Source organism: Cnuibacter sp. UC19_7 (genome assembly GCF_042699995.1).
GTDB lineage: Bacteria > Actinomycetota > Actinomycetes > Actinomycetales > Microbacteriaceae > Cnuibacter.
This window is the reverse complement of the sequence record NZ_CP170560.1, coordinates 2,333,962-2,354,855: the sequence shown is the minus strand read 5'-3', so window position 1 is coordinate 2,354,855 and position 20,894 is coordinate 2,333,962. Positions and strand designations below refer to the sequence as shown.

Here is a 20,894-nt window from a genome sequence, read left to right as displayed (position 1 = left end):
TCCGACAGCACCACGTTCCACCCACCGCAATCACACACCACAGAATGGAGAGACCCGTGACATCTCGAATGCTGAAGTCGTTGAGACTTCCCCTCGCAGCGGCGCTCGCCGCGGCAGCACTGGCGCTGACCGCGTGCAGCGGCGGCTCCAGCGCGCCCTCCGACTCGAACGCCGCCTCCGGCGGCGACGACCTCGGCCTCATGACCCCCGGCACCCTCGTCGTGGGCATGAACCTGCAGTACAAGCCCGAGATGTACCTCGACGACTCGGGCAACCCGACCGGTTACGACGTCGACCTGCTGAACGCCATGGCCGACGACCTGGGCGTGAAGCTCGACATCCAAAACCTCGACTTCAACGGCCTCATCCCGGGCCTGCAGTCGAAGCAGTTCGACATCGTCTCCGTGGGCCTCGGCGCCACCGACGAGCGCAAGAAGGTCATCGACTTCAGCCGCGGCTACGTGCCCTACGCCACCGTGCTCGCGGCGTCGCCGAACTCCACGCGCGGCACGAACGTCGACGACTACAACCAGGCCGGCGTGACGATCACGGCGCTCCAGGGCTCGACGAGCGAGCAGCTCATCCGCGACACGTTCCCGAACGCCACCGTCGCGACCTTCCCGGACCAGAACGCGGCGCTCCTCGAGGTCGCGACCGGGCGTGCGGACGCCACCGTCGTCGAGGACTACATCCTCGCCGAGTTCGACCGCAGCAACCCGAACCAGGTGAAGCCCCTCGACACCGACGACCCGCTGGCGCTGTACTACGGCTCCTACGGCGTCCAGAAGGGCAACACCAAGCTCACCGATGCGGTCGACGCCTTCCTCTGCAAGGCGCAGAACGACGGCACGCTCGAGAAGCTGTACACCAAGTGGATGGCGCCGACCATGCCCGCGATGCCGGAGGGCTGCTGACAGATGACCGTCGATGAGCACGCGTTCGACCTCCTGATCGTCGGCGGAGGCCCTGCCGGGATGGCCGCGGCCGCCACCGCCGCCGCGACGGGGTTGGACGTCGTGCTCATCGACGAGCGGCCCACTCTCGGTGGTCAGGTGTACAAGCAGCCCGGCCCCGGGATGCGCGTCACCGACGCCAAGGAGATGGGCAAGCAGTACCGCGCCGGCCGGGCCCTGATCGACGAGGTCGAGGCGAGCGCCGCCACGGTGCTGCTGCGCACGTCCGTCGTCGACCTCGAACCGGCCGGCGACGGCTGGCTCGCGATGGCGCAGACCGACGGCGCCGCCGTCGAGCCGATCCGCGCCCGCCGCGTGATCGTCGCCGCCGGCGCGAACGACCGCCCGGTGGTCTTCCCGGGGTGGACGCTCCCGGGCGTCATCACCGCGGGAGGTCTCCAGACCCTCGCGAAGACCCAGTCCTACGTCCCCGGTGACCGCATCGTGTTCGCAGGATCCGGGCCCGTGGCTCTCGCCTTCCCCGCCCAGCTGGCGGGGTACGGCGCGAACATCGTCACCGCGCTCGAGGCCGGCCCCGCTCCGGCGCCCGGCGACCTCGCACGGATCGCGGCCGTGGCGCCCGGCAACGCCGGACTGCTCCTCGACGCCGCCCGCTACCAGGCCGCCCTGCTGACCCACCGCATCCCGCTCCGCTACCGACGCATGGTCATCCGCGCCGAGGGTGAGACCCACCTCGAGCGCGTGGTCCACGCCCGCGTCGACGACGAGTGGCGCGTGGTGCCCGGCACGGAGGAGACCGTCGACGCCGACGTGCTCTGCATCGGCTACGGCTTCAGCCCGTCCACCGAGCTGCTGCGCCTCGTCGGATGCGGCTTCGACGTCGACGAGGACCTCGGCGGCCCCGTCGTCCGCCGCGACGACTGGGGACGGACCGACGTCCCCGGTGTCTACGCCATCGGAGACGGCGCCGGGGTCGAGGGATCCGCCGTGGCCGTCGACGAAGGCCGCCTCGCCGCCTACGCCGCCGCCTCCGACCTGGGTCGGATGAGCGAGCAGGCCACCGCGCAGCAGGCTCGGCCGCTCCGCCGTCGGCTCGGCCACCGCCGTGCGCTCACGCGCGCCACCGAGCGGATGTACGGCGTGGGTCAGGGCATCTACGACCTGGCCACCCCCGACACCGTGGTCTGCCGCTGCGAGGGCGTCACCGCATCCCAGCTCACCGAGGCGATCGCCGAGGCCCCCGACGTCAGTGCCGCGAAGGGACTCACCCGCGCCGGCATGGGCCCCTGCCAGGGCCGGATGTGCGGACGCCACATCGCCGCGATGGTCGCCGCGCAGCGCGGAGTCTCCGCCGCCGAAGTGGAGGTCGCCACCCCGCGCATGCCCGTGCGTCCGACCGCCATCGGCGCGATCGCCGACGAACGGGTCGGCGACCCGGGCCTGTTCAAGGCCAAGGAGGGTGCTCCCGTCGAGCCGCCCCGCACCGACCTGTCCGAGGTGGGCCCGAGCTGGATCGAGGACGGCCCGGTCACCGACACCGACGTCCTCATCATCGGCGGCGGCATCGCGGGGGCCGCGGTCGCCTACTACCTCGCCAAGGAGGGCATCGACGTCGAGCTGCTCGAGCGCGGAGAGCTCAACCGCGAGGCGTCGGGCACGAACGCGGGCAGCTTCCACTTCCAGCTCGCCATCCACCAGCTCTCCGGCAAGGGCACGGGCGCCGACCATGACCGACTCCTCAGCGAGGCGCGGGCGAGCGTCGAGGCCTACGGCCTGTGGACCGAGCTGGGCGCGGAGCTCGACGCCGACCTGGGCCTGCACCAGACCGGCGGATGGATGGTCGCCGAGACCGAGGAGCAGGTGCGCCTGCTCTTCGAGAAGCACGAGCTCGAAGAGGCGGCGGGCATCGAGACCGAGGTCGTCACGGGCGAGGAGCTGCGCCGCCGTGCGCCGTACTTCTCCGACCGCGTGCTCGGCGCGACCTACTGCGGCCTGGAGGGCCACGCCAATCCGCTCGTGGCGACGCCGTTCTACGCCAGGCGGGCGATGGAGCTCGGGGCGCGCATCCGCACCAGGGCGGAGGTGTTCGCGATCCAGGTGAACGAGAGCGGTGCAGGGCCGCGCTTCACGGTGCGCACGAATCACGGCACCGTCCGCGCCCACCGCATCGTCAACTGCGCGGGCGGCTGGGCGGGGGAGATCGCGTCGATGGTCGGGCTGCGGTTCCCCATCCGGCGTGAGGGCCTGCACGTCAACGTCACCGAGGCCCGCGAGCCGCTGCTGCCGTCGATGGTGCAGCACATCGGCCGCAGGCTCACGCTCAAGCAGTCGCACCACGGCTCCTTCATCATCGGCGGCGGGTGGCCGACGGCCACGAGCGGCTACCCGCGCCGGTTCCCGACCACCTGGCAGAGCGCCGCAGGCAACCTCCGTGTCGCCCTCGACGTGGTTCCGGCGCTCGAGGACGTGCGCGTCGTGCGCACCTGGTCGGGCGTGATCGCCTTCACCGACGACCTCTCGCCGATCGTCGGCGAATCGCAGGCCGTCCCGGGCTACTACGCGTGCGTGTCGACGACCGGGTTCACCTTCACGCCGATCTTCGCCCGCCAGCTCGCCGAGCAGATCGTCAGCCGAACGCAGACGACGCCGTTCCCCGAGCGGTTCTCGCTCGATCGGGCGGCCACCACCGCGGCGGCCTGACCACCATCCCCATCCCATCCCTCATCAAAGGAGACAGTCGCCGATGAACCGCGATGACATCGACTGGGCCGGCTACTTCCCGGCCGTGGTCACCCCCTTCACCGAGTCGGGAGAGCTCGACACCGACACGCTCGCCGCGCTGATCGACCAGTATGCCGAGAGAGGCATGCACGGCGCCGTCGTCAACGGGACCTGCGGCGAGTGGTTCTCGCAGACCACCGAGGAGCGCAAGGCCGTCGCGGAGACGGCCGTCGCCGCCGCCCGGGGCAGGCTCCGCGTGCTGGTCGGATGCACGTCGAACCAGGCGTCGAACGTGCGCGACCTCGCCGACCATGCGATGGCCGCGGGAGCGGACGGCGTGCTCGCCTCGGCGCCGCCGTACATCAAGCTGTTCCCGGACGAGGTCGTCGCCTGGTACGAGGAGATCAGCGACCTCGTGAAGGCGCCTCTGGTGGTCTACAACTGGCCGCACGGCACCGGCGTCGACATCGGTAGCGACCTCGCCGACCGCCTGGCCGACATCGACTCTGTCGTGGCCATCAAGGACAGCACGCCCGACGCCGACCAGTTCTTCGAGACGTCGCGTCGGGTGCGCGACCGGGTCCGCGTCTTCGGCCCGTACATGTCGAGCCGCGGAGTGGACGTGCTGCTCAGCGAGGGCGGCGACGGGTTCGTCGGCGGCGGCTCGCTCAATGGGCAGCCCGATCCGCAGTTCTGGGAGGACTACTGGGCCGGGAACGCCGACGCGATGCGCGAGTACGCCGCACGCGCCGATGCGCTCTTCCCGAAGCTCTGGCTGCCGGGAGGCTGGGCAGGGCACTACGGCTCGTACCAGGCGCAGCTCAAGGAGCTGATGCGGATGCTCGGGCAGCCCGCCGGCCACGTCCGTCGCCCGCGCCTGCCGATCACCGACCCGGCCAAGCTCGACGCGCTCCGCGCGGTGCTCGTCGAGGAGGGCCTGCTCGAGCCCGCCACGCAGTCCGCATGAGCGGCACGCGCCTCCCCGGGCACGGACTCGAGCGCGGACGCCGCATCGAGTTCGTGCTCGACGGCGTGCCCGCGGAGGCCTACGAGGGCGAGACCGTCTCCGCGGCGGTCATGGCCGACCGCGACCTCGGCCTGCGGACGACGGAGCGAGCGCAGCCGCGCGGCTACTTCTGCGGCATGGGCGTCTGCTTCGACTGCGTGATGGTAGTCGACGGCGTGCCCAACACCCGCACCTGCGTCACCTGGGTGCGCGAGGGCATGACCGTCGAGCACCAGGACGGCGCCGGCCCCGCCGGCGCGCCCCGCGCCCCGCGCCACTGACCCGCCCGCGCGCGGCTCCCGCGCGCGGCTCCCGCGCGCGGCTCCCGCGCCCCCTCCTCGAGGCTTTCGCTGCCTCTTTGACTTCTCGCATGTTCAATGACCCAGCGAAACGCCAAAGAGGCAGCGAAAGCAGCGTGGGTACGGCGCGAAGGCTACTCGTGACGCGACAGGCGATCGCCAAGCATTTCTCCGTGCTGGCGGAGGCAGGCCTGGTCGAATCCGTGCCATCGGGCCGTGAGTTGCGGTTCCGGGCGGTGGGCGAGCGGCTCTCGGTCGCCACCGACCGGCTCGACGCGATCGGCACCCAGTGGGATGCCCGCTTCGCCGAGATCAAGCGGATCGCGGAGTCGCGCTAGGACGCGCCCGTCGCATCCAGGTTGTCGCGGCCTCCGTGACCTCTCGCGGGGTCAATGGCCCAGCGAGAGGTCAGAGAGGCAGCGAAACCGCGGGGGAGGGGGAGGATCAGGGGATGCTCTCGATGTACTTCGCGCGGTTGTACTGCCAGGCCCAGGGGAGCTCGCCCTGCAGGGCGGCGGCCGCGCGCAGCGGGAACGTGGGCTCGCGGAGGAACTGGCGGGCCACGTAGACCACGTCGGCGTCGCCCGAGGTGAGCACCGACTCGGCGTGCTCCGGGGTGGTGATGAGGCCGGCGACGCCGACGGGCGCGTCGGTCTGCGCGCGGACGTGACGCGAGAGCGGCTGCTGGTAGCCGGGGCTCGCGTTGATGCGCTGGCGCGGGTCGTTGCCGCCGGAGGAGACGCTGACGAGGTCGACGGGCGGCAGCATCCGGATGGTCTCGACCGTGTCGTCGACCGTGACCCCGCCCTCCACCCAGTCGGTGGCCGACAGGCGCAGCACCAGCGGCATCCCGGCCGGGATCTCGGCGCGGACGGCCTGGATGACCTCGGAGACGATGCGGGCGCGGCCCTCGGCGTCGCCGCCGTACTCGTCGGTGCGGTCGTTCGACAGCGGCGACAGGAACTGTCCGAGCAGGTAGCCGTGCGCGCCGTGGATCTCGATGAGGTCGAACCCGGCCTCGACGGCCCGGCGCGCACCCGCGGCGAAGTCGTCGACGATGCGGCGGATGCCGTCGACGTCGAGCGCGGTGGGGACGGTGAAGTTGCCGTAGGCGAGGTTCGACGGGCCGAGCGTCGGCCAGCCGCCCTCGTCCTCGGGCACGGACCCGCGGCCGCGGGTGGGCGGGTAGGTCGACGCCTTGCGGCCCGCGTGCGAGAGCTGGATGCCGATGGCGCTGTCCATGCCGTGCACGAAGCCGGTCACCTTCTTCCACGCCTCGGCCTGCGCGTCGTTCCAGATGCCGGCGTCGTCGGGCGTGATCCGCCCCTCGGGCGACACGGACGTGGCCTCGGTCATGATCAGGCCGGCACGGCCGATGGCGAACGATCCCAGGTGGACCATGTGCCAGTCGCTCGGCATGCCGTCGACGGAGGAGTACATGCACATGGGTGCGACCCAGAGCCGGTGGGGGAGGGTCAGCCCGTTGATGGTGATGGGCTCGAACAGGCGGGGGGTGGCGCGGGGCACGGCTCTCCTTCGGGAGATGGGAGGTGGAGCGGAGTTCGGGGAGGGCGACGAGGCGTTACTCGTACGACTTGCGACGGTTCAGCAGCCCGATGTCGGCGCTGATCTTCGAGGTGGCGGCGAGCAGCTGGGGGAGGAACTCCTCGAGCAGCTGGTCGACCGAGACCCGGGAGGTGGAGACGGAGATGTTGACCGCGTTGAGGTAGCGGCCGTCGGCGCCGACGACGGGTGCGGCGATCGAGCGCGCACCGAGGTCGACCTCCTGGTTGTTCAGCGACCAGCCCTGCTCGCGCACCTCGGCGATCGCGTCGCGGAGCGCGCTCTCGTCGATGATCGTCGCCGGCGAGAGCTTCTCTCGCGGGTACGTCTCGAAGTAGCGGTCGAGCTGCGCGGGCGAGAACTCCGACAGCAGCACGCGCCCGGTCGAGGTGCAGAACGCCGGCAGGCGTCGGCCGATGCCGAGCCGGATGGGCATGATCGTCTCGGCCGCTGCCCTGGCCACGTAGACCACGTCTCCGTCGTCGTACTCGCAGGCGGAGACGCTCTCGCCGATACGCGCTGACAGCCTCCTCAGGTGGTCCTGGGTGATGTCGATCGACGACGACGACGAGAGGAACGCGTAGCCGAGGTCGAGCACGCGCGGCCGCAGGTAGAAGCGGTTCTGCTTGCTGCCCACGTAGCCGAGAGTCTCGAGCGTCAGGAGCGCGCGGCGCACGGAGGCCCGGCTGAGCTTGGTGATCTTCGAGACGTCGGCCAGGGAGAGCAGGTCGCGCTCATCGGAGAACGCCCTGATGACCGCAAGCCCCCGGTCGAGTGACTGGATGAACTCACTCGACTTGCGATCAGGGTCAACATCGGTCATCGCTGCATCCTCTGCCGAACGTGAAGAGATGGTAAAGGCTACCAATCCGTGCATCCTCGGGCGGATCGCGGCGTCACGCAACGCCCTCGATGCAGATGTACTTCATCTCGGTATACTCGTCGATCCCGTGGAGCGAGCCCTCGCGGCCGATCCCCGACTGCTTGACCCCGCCGAACGGCGCCCCCTCGTACGAGATGAGCCCGGTGTTGACGCCGACGACGCCCACCTCCAGCGCCTCGGCGACGCGGGTGATGCGGCCGATGTCGCGGCTGAAGAAGTAACCGGCCAGACCGAACTCCGTCGCGTTCGCGAGCTCGATCGCCTCTTCCTCTGTGCTGAAGCGGAAGACCGGGGCGACGGGGCCGAAGGTCTCCTCGGTCGCGATCACCATCTCGCGGGTCGCCCCGACGAGAAGCGTGGGCGAGAAGAAGGTGCCGCCCAGCTCGGTCACCTCGCCGCCGTTGAGCACGGTCGCACCCTTGCCGACGGCGTCGGCGATGTGCGACTGCACCTTCTCGAGTGCGCCCTGCGAGATCAGCGGTCCCTGGGTGACCTCCGGATCGCGGCCGTCGCCGACGCGCAGCTTCGCGACCGCCTTCGAGAAGGCCGCGACGAACTCGTCGTGGATGCCGTCCTGCACGAGGATGCGGTTGGCGCACACGCAGGTCTGGCCGGCGTTGCGGAACTTGGAGTCCATCGCGCCCTTGACCGCGGTCTCGATGTCGGCGTCGTCGAAGACGATGAGCGGCGCGTTGCCGCCGAGCTCGAGGGCCAGGTGCTTGAGCGTGCCGGCCGACTGCGCCATGAGCGTGCGCCCCACCTCCGTCGAGCCGGTGAAGCTGATGGTCCGCACCCGGTCGTCGGCGGTGAGCACGCCGCCGATCTCGGAGCCGGAGCCGTTGACCACGCTGAGCACGCCGGCGGGGACGCCGGCCTTCTCGGCGAGCGCGACGAGAGCGAACGCCGAGAGCGGGGTCTCGCTCGCCGGCTTGATGATCATCGTGCAGCCCGCCGCCAGGGCGGGAGAGGCCTTGCGGAGGATCATCGCCGCGGGGAAGTTCCACGGGGTGATCGCCGCGGTGACGCCGACCGGGTTTCGGGTGGTGAGCATCCGCCGGTTGGGGTTGTTGGTGGGGATGACCTCGCCGTACAGGCGCTTGGCCTCCTCGGCGAACCACTCGATGAAGCCGGCTCCGTAGAGGATCTCGGCGCGCGCCTCGGCGAGCGGCTTGCCCTGCTCCCAGGTGAGGATCTCGGCGAGCTCGTCGGTGTGCTCGACCACGAGGTCGTACCAGCGGCGGAGGATCTTCGAACGCTGGGGCGCGGGCACCTTCGACCAGCTCGCGAAGGCGACGGACGCGGCGTCGATAGCGTCGCGCACGTCGTCGGCGGTGGCCACGGCGACGGAGACGATCTCCTCGCCCGTGGCTGGATCTGTCACCGGTCGTCGCTGCCCGCCGGACCCGTCGCGCCACTGCCCACCGACGTGGATCTGGGTGCGGAGGAGGTCGCCCTCGATGAGCTGCTGACGGGTGATGCCCATGGTCATCCTCGACTTTCCGGCGAAAAACACGAAACCGTTTGAACCTCGTCCAGCATAGAGGGTAATGTGCGAAATGCGACCACTAGTGCGCGATGCGAACGAACGAAGGTGTCACATGACCATCGAGGACCTCGACCGGAACTACCTCTTCCACCCGATGACGAACCTGGCTGCTCACGAGAAGAACGGCCCCCACATGACGATCGTGGAGGGTCACGGGGCGACGGTCACGGATAGGAACGGCCGAGATTACCTGGATGCGATGGCCGGCCTCTGGTGCGTGAACGTGGGGTACTCGCATCCAGACATGGCGGAGGCGCTGCACGCCCAGGCGTCGAAGCTCCCCTACTTCCACGCGTTCTCCTCGATGGGCACCGAGCTGCCCGCCCTCCTGTCCGAGCGCCTCATCGGCATGGCGCCCGTGCCCATGAGCAAGGTCTTCTACGGCAACTCCGGATCGGATGCGAACGACACCCAGGCGAAGCTCGTCTGGTACTACAACAACGTGCTGGGCCGGCCCCAGAAGAAGAAGATCATCGCCCGCCGCCGCGGCTACCACGGCGTCACCGTCCTCTCCGGCGGGCTGACCGGCCTGCAGAACCTGCACGACGGGTTCGACCTGCCGTTGCCGATGATCCGCCACGTCCGCCCGCCGCACCAGCTGTGGGAGCGCGAGCCCGGCCAGACCGACGACGAGTTCGCCACGACCCTCGCGGTCGAGCTCGACCGCTTCATCGTCAACGAGGGGCCCGACACGGTCGCGGCCTTCATCGCCGAGCCCGTGATGGCCGCGGGTGGCGTCATCGTGCCGCCCGAGACCTACTTCCCGAAGATCCAGGAGGTGCTCGACCGCTACGACGTGCTGCTCATCGCGGATGAGGTCGTCAACGGCTTCGGTCGCCTGGGCGTGCCGTTCGGCAGCCAGGCGGTGGGCATGCGCCCCGATCTCATGACCGTGGCGAAGGGCATCACCTCCGCCTACGTCCCGCTCTCGGCGGTGCTCGTGAGCGAGCGCGTCTGGAGCGTGCTGCTCGACGGGTCGGCCAAGTACGGCAGCTTCGGTCACGGGTACACGTACTCCGCGCATCCGCTCGCCGCCGCCGCGGCGATGGCCAACCTCGACATCATCGAGCGCGACGGGCTCATCGACGAGGTGGCGCGCAAGGGCGAGGTCTTCCAGCAGATGCTCCGCTCCGAGTTCGGTGACCACCCGAACGTCGGCGAGGTGCGCGGGCGCGGGCTCATGGCCGCGGTCGAGTTCGTCGAGTCGCGCGAGCCGCTGCGCCCCTTCAAGGCGCAGGGCGCCTTTGCGACCGCGGTGACGAAGGCCTCGCTCGCCGAGGGCGTCATCACCCGGGCGCTGCCCGCGGCCGACACCGTGTCGTTCTCGCCGCCGTTCGTCACCACCGACGACGAGCTCGAGCGCATGGTCAAGGGCGTCCGCGCCGCGCTCGACGTCGCCGTCCGCGACCTGCAGACCGCGTAGCGCCGTGGGCGGGGCCGTCGGGGTGCTGGTGAACCCCATCGCGGGGTTCGGCGGCCCTCGCGGGCTGCACGGCACCGACGGCCTCACCGACGACCAGTTCGACCAGGCCGCCGCGGAGGGGCGGGCGGCAGAGCGGATGGTGCGCGCGGTGCGACGGATGCTCGCCGACACCCGCGACGTCGAGATCGTCGCGCCTGCGGGCGTCCTGGGCGCTGACTCGCTGGCGGCCGCCGGCATCCCGCACCGCACCGTGCGGGGCGCCGCGACCAGCCGGACCGACTCGTCGGACACCCGCGCCGCGGTGGCCGAGCTGCAGGGCGCCGGTGTCTCGGCCCTGCTCTTCGCGGGCGGCGACGGCACCGCGGTCGACGTGGCCGCGTCCGTCGCGCCGGGGCTCGCCGTGGTCGGCGTCCCCGCCGGGGTGAAGATGCACTCGGAGGTGTTCGCCCGCTCGCCCGAGGGCGCCGGGCGCCTTCTCGCCCAGTGGGCGACGGGGGATGCGTCGCTCGGCACGGCCGAGGTGCTCGACGTGGGCGTCGACGGCCGGATCGCGCCGCTCGCCGTCGTCTCCGCACCGCGCGGGCGGGAGGCGCTGCAGCGGGCGAAGTCGGTCGCACCGCCCTCGGCGGAGCGGGAGGCGGTGGCGCGGGACGTCGTCGCCGCGGCTGCGCCGGACACGACCTGGATCATCGGACCGGGGACCGGGGCGGGCGCCGTCGCCGAGCTCCTCGGCTTCGAGCCCACCCTGCGTGGCGTCGACGTGGGTCGCGCCGACGGCTCGGTGGAGTTCGACGTCGACGAACGCCGCCTGCTCGAGATCGTGTCGGCCTCGCCGAGGCCCCGGCTCGTGCTCGGCGTCGTGGGCGGGCAGGGCTTCCTGCTCGGTCGCGGCAACCAGCAGATCAGCCCCCGTGTGGTGGCGGCGATCGGGGCCGGGGCTGTCGAGGTCGTGGCGACGACGGCGAAGGTCGGCGCCCTGACCCCGCCCGTCCTGCTCGTCGACAGCGACGCGGCCGGGGCGCATCCGCTGCTCGGCTACCGTCGGGTGCGCACGGGCGCCCGGCAGAGCGTCGTGATGAAGGTGCTCGACGCCGCCGCCGACCCGCATCCCACCGGCCCATGACCGGGCAGACCCCATGACCGCGCAGACCCCCACCCCCGCGACCCACGAACAGGAGAGAGTCGTGACCCACGAGGCACATCCCTACATGGCGAACTCGGCCGCCGCGAGCAGACAGGCGCTTCTCGAAGCGGTGGGGATCGACGATCCCGACGAGCTGTTCGCCCAGATCCCCGCCGACCACCGCAGCGACGCGGGCGTCGAGCACCGGCCGGGCATCCGCTCGGAGTGGGAGCTGCAGCGGATGCTGCAGGACCGGCTCCGCGGCGTCGCGTCGACCGAGAGTCACATCTCCTTCCTCGGCGGCGGCTACTGGAACCACCACGTGCCGGCCCTCTGCGACGAGATCGCGGCCCGTCCCGAGATCTCGACCTCGGTGTGGGGCACCCCCAGCTCCGACCACGGCCGCAACCAGGCGTGGTTCGAGTTCGCGTCCCAGCTCGGCGCGCTGCTCGAGCTCGAGTTCGTCGGTCTCCCCGTCTACAGCTGGGGATGCGCGGCAGGCCACGCGCTGCGCATGGCGGCCCGGCTCACCGACCGCGACGTCGTCGTGATCCCGGCGAACCTCGACAGAGAGCGCCGCCTCGTCGTCGAGACCTACTGCGGATCGCGCGAGCTCGGCGGAGCGCTCGAGCTGCGGCGCGTGGCCGTCGATCCGGAGACCGGCACGGTCACCGCCGACGCGCTTGCCGAGGTGCTCGACGAGCGCGTCGCGGCCGTCTACCTCGAGACCCCGAACTCGTGGGGCGTCATCGAGCACGACCTCGCGACGCTGATCGAACGGATTCACGCGGTGGGCGCCGAGGCGGTCGTCGGCGTCGACCCGATCTCGCTGGGCGGGCTCACCCCGCCGAGCGAGTTCGGCGCCGACATCGTCGTGGGCTCGCTCCAACCCCTCGGCATCCACCTCAACGGCGGCGGGGGTGTGGGCGGCTTCATCGCCTCGCGTGACGAGGAGCGCTACGCGCGACAGTTCCCGACGCTCCAGGTGAGCATCGCCCCCACGATCGAGCCGGGCGAGCGCGCCTTCGGCATGACGCTCTTCGGCCAGTCCTCCTACGGGTCTCGCGAGCTGGGCAACGACTGGACGGGCAACTCCGTCTACCTGTGGGCCGTCCGGGCCGCCGTCTACATGGCGCTCCTCGGGCCGCGCGGGTTCCGCGAGCTCGCCGAGACGGTCGCCGCCAACGCGCGCGCCGCTGCCGAGCTCATCGACGAGGTGCCGGGGGTGACGGTGCGTCACGCCGACCGCGTGTTCAAGGAGTTCGTCGTCGACTTCTCGGCCACCGGACGCTCGGTCGCCGAGATCAACCGGGCGCTGTTCGACCGGGGCATCCTCGGTGGGCACGACCTCACGGGCGAGGGCGACGACGTCGCCGGATGCGCGCTGTACTGCGTCACCGAGACGGTGACCGAGAACGACGTGCGCGCGCTGGTCGCCGCGCTGAAGGAGGTGCTCGCATGAGCAGGGTCCGTCGCTACCACGCCGCGTCCTGGGACGAGGGCGTCGTCTACGAACTCGGCGCGCCGGGGCGCCGGGGTGTCGTGCCGCCGGCCTCGTGGGCCGAGTGGCCGGAGCCGTCCGAGCGCGCGGAGTCGTCCGAGCGGGCGGAGCGCCCGCTCTTCCCCGAGGGCCTGCGTCGCGAGACCGACGCCGACCTCCCCGAGCTCGCCGAGTACGAGGTCCGCCGTCACTTCACCCACCTGTCGCAGCAGACGCTGGGGATGATGGGCATCAGCCTGTTCGGCACGTGCACGATGAAGCACAGCCCCACCGTCAACGAGCAGATCGCGGCGCGTCCCGAGGTGGCCGCGGTGCATCCGCGTCAGGACGCCGCCACGATGCAGGGCCTTCTCGGCATCGTGGCCGACCTCGAGGACGAGCTGTGCAACCTCTCCGGGATGTCGGCGTTCAGCTTCCAGCCCGGCGGCGGCGCGGATGCTGCCTACCTCAACATGGTCATCACGCGCGCCTGGTTCGAGTCGCGCGGTGAGCTGGCGCAGCGCACGCAGATCGTGACGACGGCGCAGGCGCATCCGTGCAACCCGGCGACGGCGAAGGCGGCGGGCTTCGAGGTGGTGACCCTCCCGGTGGAGGAGGACGGCTACCCCGCGCTCGAGGCGTTCCTCTCGGTCATCGGCCCGCAGACCGCCGCGCTGGTGCTCAACAACCCCGACGACATGGGCATCTACAACCCGCACATCAAGGACGTCATCGACGCGGTGCACGCGGCGGGCGGCCTCGCGTTCTACGACAGCGCCAACTTCAACGGCGTGATGACCCGGCTGAGGGCGCGCGACCTGGGGTTCGACGCCTGCATGTACATGCTGCACAAGACGTTCGGGGCGCCCAAGGGCGGCAACGGTCCGTCGGTCGGCGCATACGGATGCTCCGCCGAGCTGGCGCCGTTCCTGCCCGGCCCCCGGGTGGAGAGGCAGGGCGACGGGTACGCGCTCGTCGAGCCGGAGCAGACGGTCGGCCGGGTGCGCGAGTTCTTCGGCAACGTGCCCCAGCTGGTGAAGGCCTACTCCTGGACGCGGGCGATGGGGACGGACGGCCTGCGCGAGGCCGCCGACCTCTCGGTGCTCGCGAACAACTACATGGAGCGCCGGCTCATGCGGATCCCGGGCGTGACCATGTCGTACGCCGGGAAGGCGCTGCCCCGCCTGGAGATGACGCGGTACTCGCTCGAGGAGTACACCGCCGAGACCGGGCTCTCGACCGTCGACGTCCAGAACCGGATGACCGACTTCGGCATCGACGCCTACTGGTTGGCCCACGAGCCGTGGATCGTGCCGGAGCCCTTCACACCCGAGGCGGGCGAGATGTGGTCGAAGGAGGACCTCGACGAGTGGATCGACGTGCTCGAGCACGTCCTCGAGGAGGGTCGCCGCGATCCCGAGCTCGTGAGGACGGCGCCGCACAACCAGGTCGTCGCGCAGATCGACGGCTCGGGCCTCGACGACCCCGCCCGCTGGGCCACCACCTGGGCCGCGTACCGCCGCAAGCACGCGACGGCCTGACGTGCGCTGGAGCCGCGTGCTCACCGCCGTCGGCACCCACTCCGGCGGTGAGTACGCGCGGGTCGTGACGGGCGGGATCGTCGACGTGCCGGGCGCCACGGTCTTCGACAAGCGCACCTGGCTGCAGGACCACGCCGACCACTACCGCCGACGGCTGCTCTTCGAGCCGCTCGGCGGGGTCCTGCACGCGGCCGACGTGCTGGTGCCGGCGACGCATCCGGGTGCGCAGCTCGGCTACGTGATCCTGGAGTCGAGCGGGTACGCGGTGATGTCGGGCAGCAACACGATCAGCGTGGCGACCGTGATCCTCGAGACCGGACTGGTCGAGATGGCCGAGCCCGAGACCCTGCTGGTGCTCGAGTCACCCGCGGGGCTCGTGCGCCTGCGCTGCCGATGCGACGGCGGCAAGGTCACGAGCGTCGAGCTCGAGAACCAGCCCTCCTTCGTGTTCGACCTCGACCGGCAGCTCGAGGTGCCGGGCATCGGCACCCTCCGGGTCGATGTGGCGTGGGGCGGGATGGTCTACGTCGTCGTGCGCGCCGACGACCTCGGCTTCGCGATGACGGCGGAGGAGGCGGGCGACCTCGCCGCGGCGGGGCAGGCGATCACGCGAGCGGCAGCCGGGCTGGACGTGCGCCATCCCCTGCATCCGGAGTACCCGACCATCACGCAGACGGTCATCACCGGCGCCGTCGAGGAGCGCGACGGCGCGCTCTGGTCGCGCAACGCCGTCGCCGTGCCGCCCGGGCGGCTCGACAGGTCGGCGTGCGGGACCGGGACCTCCGCCCGCCTCGCGGTGATGCACGCCCGCGGCGAGATCGCCACCGGCCAGACGCTGGTGCACGAGTCGGTGCTGGGGTCGCAGTACGAGGCGCGCGTCGTGTCGACCACCGCGGTCGGCGGGATCGACGCGGTCACGTGCACGATCGCCGGCCAGGCGTGGATCACCGACATCACCCAGATCGGCCTCGACCCGAGCGACCCCTTCCCCGCCGGCTACACCCTCTCCGACACCTGGGGCCCCACCCCGCCGCCCCGCTTTCCGCTGTAGCCCGCTGGTCGGCCTTCCACCGACGTCGTCACCTCGACACCGTTTCGGCCGGAGTCCCTCCGTATTCGCTGCGCTTCGCTCGATTCGGTGTCGAAGCGACGAGCGCAGGCTCTATCGGCGCCGAGGTCCAGCCGCTAGACTTCGAACAGCGAACAGTATTTCGCTGAGCGAAAGATCGGAGACGGCGTGATCGACAAGCGCATCGCCACGGCGGCGGAGGCGGTCGCCGACGTCCGGGACGGCGACACCGTGATGATCGGCGGATTCGGGCGGGCGGGGCAGCCCGTCGAGCTGATCGACGCCCTCATCGAGCAGGGTGCCTCCGGGTTGACCATCGTCAACAACAACGCCGGCAACGGCGACACCGGGCTGGCGGCGCTCCTCGATCGGGGCCGGGTCCGGAAGATCATCTGCTCCTTCCCCCGCCAGAGCGACTCGTGGGTGTTCGACCGCCTCTACGCCGAGGGCGCCATCGAGCTCGAGCTCGTGCCGCAGGGCAACCTGGCCGAGCGCATCCGCGCCGCCGGGGCGGGCATCGGCGCGTTCTACACACCGACGGGCGTCGGCACGCAGCTCGCCGAAGGCAAGGAGACCCGGGAGTTCGGAGGCCGCACCTACGCGCTCGAGCTCCCCATCCACGCCGACTTCGCCCTCGTCAGCGCACTGCGAGCCGACCGCTGGGGCAACCTCGTCTACCGTGAGACCGCCCGCAACTTCGGCCCCATCATGTGCACGGCGGCGCGCACCACGGTCGTGCAGGTCGACTCGACGGTCGACCTCGGCGGGCTCGACCCCGAGACGGTCGTCACGCCGGGCCTCTTCGTCGACCGCGTCGTCGAGGTGGGCGAGCGCGCCTGGCTCCGCGATGGCGCGTTCGTGGGCGGGGTCGACCTGGAGGGGAGACCGCTCGAGAGCGGCTCCGCCCCGCACGAGAACGTCCCCGCCCCGCACGAGAACGGAGAGGCGGCATGACCACGCGCATCGATCGCGACACCCTGGCGGCCCGGATCGCTGCTGACATCGAGGAGGGATCGATCGTCAACCTCGGCATCGGCGCCCCGACCCGGGTGGCCGACTTCCTGCCCGAGGGCGCGGAGATCATCCTCCACACCGAGAACGGGATGCTCGGGATGGGGGCCGCGCCCGCGGCGGGCTCCGTCGATCCCGACCTCATCAACGCGGGCAAGCAGGCGGTCACCGCGGTGCCCGGCGCCGCGTACTTCCACCACGCCGACTCGTTCGCGATGATGCGCGGCGGCCACCTCGACGTGTGCGTGCTCGGTGCGTACCAGGTCGCGGCCAACGGCGACCTCGCCAACTGGTCCACGGGCAAGGCCGGCGCCATCCCGGCCGTCGGCGGTGCGATGGACCTCGCGATCGGCGCGAAGAGCGTCTACGTCATGACCGACCTCCTCACCCGTTCGGGCGAGTCCAAGCTCGTGGAGCGGTGCAGCTACCCGCTGACGGGGGTCGGATGCGTGTCCCGGGTCTACACCGACCACGCCATCTTCGACGTGACGGCCGACGGGTTCGCCGTGACCGAGACGTTCGGCGATACCTCCGTCGACGAGCTGCGTGCGCTCACCGGGCTCGACCTCGTCGACGCGACGAGCGCCACCACCGCCGAGAGGACCACCCGATGATCGAGACCGTCGTCTACGACGCCATCCGCACCCCCTTCGGCCGGTCGGGGGGAGCGCTGGCGGATGTCCGCCCCGACGACCTCGCCGCCGTCGTGCTGCGCGCGATCGTCGAGCGCACCGGCCTCGACCCGGCGCGGATCGACGACGTCATCCTCGGCGACGCGAACCAGGCGGGGGAGGACAACCGCGACGTCGCGCGCTTCGCGGCGCTGCTCGCCGGCTTCCCCACCTCGGTGACCGGGGTGACGGTGAACCGGCTCTGCGCATCCTCGATGGATGCCGTCATCCAGGGATCGCGGGCTATCGCCTCGGGCGACGCCGACATCGTGCTGGCCGGGGGCGTGGAGTCGATGACCCGCGCGCCGTACGTGCTCGAGAAGTCGCCGAAGGGCTTCCCGAGCATCGGCAACCCGACGCTGTGGAACACCTCGATCGGGTGGCGGATGACGAACCGTCGGCTCCCGGAGGAGTGGACGATCTCGAACGGCGAGGCCGCCGAGAAGGTGGCGCAGGAGCGCGGCATCTCGCGCGAGCAGCAGGACGAGTTCGCGGTGCGCTCGCACCGGCTCGCCGCCGCCGCATGGGCGGAGGGTGTCTTCGACGGCGAGGTCGTGCAGGTGCCCGGTGCCGAGCTGGTGCGCGACGAGGGCATCCGCGACGACACCTCGGTCGAGCGGCTCGCCGGGCTGCGTGCGCTGTTCCCGCGCGACGGCTACGGCACGGTCACGGCCGGCAACTCCTCGTCGATCAACGACGGCGCCTCGGCGATCCTCCTCGGCCGCGAGGGGGTGCTCGACGCCGAGCCGCTCGCCCGCATCACGGCGCGTGCGGCGCACGGCGTCGACCCCCAGGACTTCCCGATCGCGCCGATCGAGGCCGCGAACAAGGCGCTCGCCCGGGCTGGTCGGCGGTGGTCCGAGGTCGACGTCGTCGAGCTCAACGAGGCGTTCGCCTCGCAGACCCTCGCGTGCCTCGTGGGCTGGCCCGACCTCGATCCCGAGAAGCTCAACGCCCACGGCGGGGCGCTCGCGATCGGCCACCCCCTGGGAGCCTCCGGCGGCCGGGTGATCGGCCGAGCGGCGCACGAACTGGCTCGTCGCGGAGGCGGAGTCGCGGTGGCGACGGTCTGCATCGGCGTGGGTCAGGCGCTCGCGGTGGTGCTCGAGCGCTGAGCCGGTGTCCTCGGGCGCGCGGCGGGCGTGGATAGAGTGACGAGGTGACCGAGCCCGCCTCCGAGGACTTCGTGCAGTCGCTGGCGCGCGGGCTCGCGGTGATCTCCGCGTTCGACGAGGCGCACTCCGAGATGACGCTGAGCGAGGTCGCGCGGCGCGCCGAGGTGTCGGCCGCGGCAGCCCGGCGCTTCCTCCGAACCCTCGAGACGCTCGGGTACGTCCGATCCGACGGCCGCACCTTCCGGCTCACGCCGAAAGTGCTCGAGCTCGGCTACGGGTACCTCTCGGCGTTGTCGCTGCCCGAGATCATGCAGCCGCATCTGCGGGAGCTCTCCACCGAGCTGGCCGAGTCGGTCTCGGCCGGGGTGCTCGACGGCGACGACGTGGTCTACGTCGCCAGGATCCCGACGCGCCGCATCATGAGCGTCTCCATCACGATCGGCACCAGGTTCCCCGCTGTCGCCACGAGCATGGGACGCGTCCTGCTGGCCGATCTGCCGGAGAGTGATCTCGAGGAGCGCCTCCGAGCGGCACCGCGGGAGCGGTTCACGTCGGCGACGCTCACGGATGTGGACGACCTCGTCGCCGAGATCGCGCGGGTGCGCGAGCGCGGCTGGTCGATCGTCGACGGCGAGCTCGAGGAGGGCCTGCGGTCGATGGCCGTGCCCGTCCGGGGGCGCGACGGCGCGGTCGTCGCCGCGCTCAACGTCTCGACCAGCGTCGGGCGGCACACGCTCGAGACGATCGAGCGCGACTTCGTGCCCCGAGCCCGCGCGACCGCCGCCGCGATCGAGGCCGACCTGCGCTGAGGCAGTGCCCTCCCACCCCGTCCACCGCTCACTTCCCGCGCGATCTCCGCGCGGATGGCCGAAGTGAGCACTCGCAGGGCCCGCGCGACCGACGTCACTCGCCGCTCAGCGGATGTACGACGCCCCGTTGAGGTCGAGGGTGGCACCCGACAGGCTCGGCGCGCGGTCGGTGGCGAGGAACGCGGCCACTTCCGCTATCTCGCTCGCCGCGACCCGACGGCCCATCGCGAGCCCGTCGGCGACCGCCTGCAGCTGCTCGTCGGAGAGCCCGTCGGTCCCCATCCCGGTGTCGACGACCCCGGGAGCGATCGTGTAGACGCGGACCCCGCTCCGGGCGGTGCTCCGAGCCAGCGTCTGGGCGAAGTTGCGGATGGCGGCCTTGCTCGCGCCGTAGGCCGCGGCCTCCGGGATGCGCGATCCCTGCTCGGCCGCCCAGCTCGAGATGACGATGAGCGAGCCGCCCCCGCCCGCGGCGAGGTCGATCGCCGCCTCGCGGAGCAGGGTCGCGGTCGCCGTCACGTTGACGGCGAGGGATCGCTCCCATCCCTCGTCCCAGCCGTCGGGGTCGCCGGTGAGCGGGGTACGCGCCATCACGGCGGCGTTCGCGACCACGACGTCGATCGGTCGGCGGGAGCGCGCCTCCGTCCAGAGCGTTCGGGCCGAGTCGGCCGAGGTCACCTCCGCCCGGAGGAGCTCGTGGCGGCCGGGCGCCGCCGACTCGAGGACGGCCCGGGCCTCCGACTCCCGCGACCTGTAGGTGCCCAGGACGTACGCACCCTCTCGCCCGAACACCTGGGCGAGAGCCGATCCGATGCCGCCCGACACTCCGGTGATCAGTGCCGTCCTGCCGGCGAGGGTGGGCTCGACGCTCACAGCAGTCCTCCGTCGACGGGGATGAGCTGGCCGGTCACCGCGGACGACAGGTCGGAGGAGAGGAACAGGGCGACGTCGGCGATGTCGCCGGGGGTCGCGAGCCGGCGCAGCGACGTCATGCGAGCTGCCGCCTCCAATGCCTCCTCGGGGGAGTCGCCCGTGCGGACGGCGCGGTCGGCCATCCGGTGGCGGAGCGCATCCGTGGCCACCGGGCCCGGGGCGATGCCGTTGACCCGGATGCCCTTGGGCCCGAGCGCCATCGCCATCGATCGCATCGCCCCGAGCACGGCATGCTTGCTCGCGGCATACGCGAGGAGGTTCGGATCGCCGCGCCACGAGTTGAGCGAACCGATCGCGACCACGGTGGCGCCGGGCGGGAGGCTCCCCGCCACGGCCTTCACCGTCACGACGAACCCGCGCACGTTGACCGCCATGGTCTTGTCGAAGAGGGCCAGGTCGACGTCCTCGGGGCTGTGCCACGACGGCACGATGCCCGCGGCGGCCACGACACCGTCGAAGGGCCCGCCCTCGTCGACCGCCGTCGCGACGGCCGCCGAGACCTGCCCCTCGTCGGTGACGTCGACGCGGAAGGCCGGCCACGGTGCATCGGCGGTCGACTCGGCGAGATCGAGCACGACGCCACCCGCACCCTGCGCCGAGAGGCGGGAGACGATCTCGGCGCCGATGCCCTGCGCTCCACCGGTGACGAGGAAGCGCCGGCCGCGCAGGTCGAGGCGGGAGGACGGGGCGGGGGCGTCTGCGGTCACGGATCTCCTCGGTGAGAAACAGGTATTCGTTCGCTTGACGAACGCACGGGCGCTCAACGAACAGACGATCCCACCCTACC

Annotated in this window: 19 protein-coding genes; 14 read left to right on the top strand and 5 right to left on the bottom strand. The window is 71.5% G+C overall.

What is annotated here, in order from left to right; genetic code table 11:
• Positions 1–56: 56 nt before the first annotated feature.
• The 5 genes from ACFJGV_RS11210 (at position 57) to ACFJGV_RS11190 (ending at position 5,278) form a co-directional block, all read left to right on the top strand.
• On the top strand, positions 57–914 hold the full coding sequence (locus ACFJGV_RS11210; protein ID WP_378144017.1) for an ABC transporter substrate-binding protein: 858 nt from the start codon (positions 57–59) through the stop codon (positions 912–914).
• 3 nt (positions 915–917) lie between these two features.
• The gene (locus tag ACFJGV_RS11205) at positions 918–3,614 is read left to right on the top strand and encodes an FAD-dependent oxidoreductase (protein ID WP_378144016.1); all 2,697 of its coding nucleotides are present in this window, start codon (positions 918–920) and stop codon (positions 3,612–3,614) included.
• Positions 3,615–3,657: 43 nt separating this feature from the next.
• Positions 3,658–4,602 (top strand): dihydrodipicolinate synthase family protein, encoded by a 945-nt coding sequence (locus ACFJGV_RS11200; RefSeq protein WP_378144015.1) that lies wholly within the window; start codon positions 3,658–3,660, stop codon positions 4,600–4,602.
• Positions 4,599–4,922 (top strand): (2Fe-2S)-binding protein, encoded by a 324-nt coding sequence (locus ACFJGV_RS11195; RefSeq protein WP_378144014.1) that lies wholly within the window; start codon positions 4,599–4,601, stop codon positions 4,920–4,922. The genes ACFJGV_RS11200 and ACFJGV_RS11195 overlap by 4 nt, the downstream gene beginning before the upstream one ends.
• 158 nt (positions 4,923–5,080) lie before the next feature.
• Complete coding sequence (locus tag ACFJGV_RS11190; protein ID WP_378144013.1) at positions 5,081–5,278, top strand: hypothetical protein; 198 nt, start codon at positions 5,081–5,083, stop codon at positions 5,276–5,278.
• 106 nt (positions 5,279–5,384) lie between these two features.
• Here the strand turns inward: ACFJGV_RS11190 and ACFJGV_RS11185 are convergent, their stop codons facing one another.
• From ACFJGV_RS11185 to ACFJGV_RS11175, 3 genes are all read right to left on the bottom strand, one after another.
• Positions 5,385–6,467 carry an NADH:flavin oxidoreductase/NADH oxidase gene (locus ACFJGV_RS11185; RefSeq protein WP_378144012.1) on the bottom strand — a complete coding sequence of 361 codons (1,083 nt, stop codon included), beginning with the start codon at positions 6,465–6,467 and terminating at the stop codon, positions 5,385–5,387.
• A 55-nt stretch (positions 6,468–6,522) separates the two neighbouring features.
• Positions 6,523–7,326 (bottom strand): IclR family transcriptional regulator C-terminal domain-containing protein, encoded by an 804-nt coding sequence (locus tag ACFJGV_RS11180; protein WP_378144011.1) that lies wholly within the window; start codon positions 7,324–7,326, stop codon positions 6,523–6,525.
• A 73-nt stretch (positions 7,327–7,399) separates the two neighbouring features.
• Positions 7,400–8,869, bottom strand: coding sequence for an NAD-dependent succinate-semialdehyde dehydrogenase (locus tag ACFJGV_RS11175; protein WP_378144010.1), 1,470 nt, complete (start codon positions 8,867–8,869; stop codon positions 7,400–7,402).
• 115 nt (positions 8,870–8,984) lie between these two features.
• On the opposite strand from ACFJGV_RS11175, the gene ACFJGV_RS11170 reads away from it, so the two are divergent.
• The 9 genes from ACFJGV_RS11170 to ACFJGV_RS11130 all read left to right on the top strand — a co-directional run bounded on the left by ACFJGV_RS11170 (position 8,985) and on the right by ACFJGV_RS11130 (position 19,174).
• Positions 8,985–10,355 (top strand): aminotransferase, encoded by a 1,371-nt coding sequence (locus ACFJGV_RS11170; protein WP_378144009.1) that lies wholly within the window; start codon positions 8,985–8,987, stop codon positions 10,353–10,355.
• Positions 10,356–10,359: 4 nt separating this feature from the next.
• Positions 10,360–11,478: an ATP-NAD kinase family protein gene (locus ACFJGV_RS11165; protein WP_378144007.1), complete on the top strand. Its 1,119-nt coding sequence runs from the start codon at positions 10,360–10,362 to the stop codon at positions 11,476–11,478.
• A gap of 61 nt (positions 11,479–11,539) precedes the next feature.
• Positions 11,540–12,940, top strand: a complete 1,401-nt coding sequence (gene gcvPA / locus ACFJGV_RS11160; protein ID WP_378144005.1) for an aminomethyl-transferring glycine dehydrogenase subunit GcvPA — start codon at positions 11,540–11,542, stop codon at positions 12,938–12,940.
• A complete protein-coding gene (gcvPB, locus tag ACFJGV_RS11155; RefSeq protein WP_378144004.1) occupies positions 12,937–14,499 on the top strand; it encodes an aminomethyl-transferring glycine dehydrogenase subunit GcvPB in 1,563 nt (520 codons plus the stop codon). Before gcvPA ends, gcvPB begins: the two co-directional genes overlap by 4 nt.
• 1 nt (position 14,500) lies before the next feature.
• Entirely contained in the window at positions 14,501–15,550 is a 1,050-nt protein-coding gene (locus ACFJGV_RS11150) for a proline racemase family protein (protein ID WP_378144002.1), read from the top strand.
• Positions 15,551–15,736: 186 nt separating this feature from the next.
• Positions 15,737–16,522 (top strand): 3-oxoacid CoA-transferase subunit A, encoded by a 786-nt coding sequence (locus ACFJGV_RS11145; RefSeq protein ID WP_378144001.1) that lies wholly within the window; start codon positions 15,737–15,739, stop codon positions 16,520–16,522.
• Positions 16,519–17,193: a 3-oxoacid CoA-transferase subunit B gene (locus tag ACFJGV_RS11140; protein ID WP_378143999.1), complete on the top strand. Its 675-nt coding sequence runs from the start codon at positions 16,519–16,521 to the stop codon at positions 17,191–17,193. The genes ACFJGV_RS11145 and ACFJGV_RS11140 overlap by 4 nt, the downstream gene beginning before the upstream one ends.
• On the top strand, positions 17,190–18,365 hold the full coding sequence (locus tag ACFJGV_RS11135; protein ID WP_378143998.1) for a thiolase family protein: 1,176 nt from the start codon (positions 17,190–17,192) through the stop codon (positions 18,363–18,365). The genes ACFJGV_RS11140 and ACFJGV_RS11135 overlap by 4 nt, the downstream gene beginning before the upstream one ends.
• Positions 18,366–18,409: 44 nt before the next feature.
• Positions 18,410–19,174, top strand: a complete 765-nt coding sequence (locus tag ACFJGV_RS11130) for an IclR family transcriptional regulator C-terminal domain-containing protein (RefSeq protein WP_378143997.1) — start codon at positions 18,410–18,412, stop codon at positions 19,172–19,174.
• Positions 19,175–19,279: 105 nt separating this feature from the next.
• On the opposite strand, the gene ACFJGV_RS11125 is transcribed toward ACFJGV_RS11130, so the two are convergent.
• Positions 19,280–20,047, bottom strand: a complete 768-nt coding sequence (locus ACFJGV_RS11125) for an SDR family NAD(P)-dependent oxidoreductase (protein WP_378143996.1) — start codon at positions 20,045–20,047, stop codon at positions 19,280–19,282.
• Positions 20,044–20,814, bottom strand: a complete 771-nt coding sequence (locus ACFJGV_RS11120) for an SDR family NAD(P)-dependent oxidoreductase (RefSeq protein WP_378143995.1) — start codon at positions 20,812–20,814, stop codon at positions 20,044–20,046. Before ACFJGV_RS11120 ends, ACFJGV_RS11125 begins: the two co-directional genes overlap by 4 nt.
• Between the last annotated feature and the right edge of the window lie 80 nt (positions 20,815–20,894).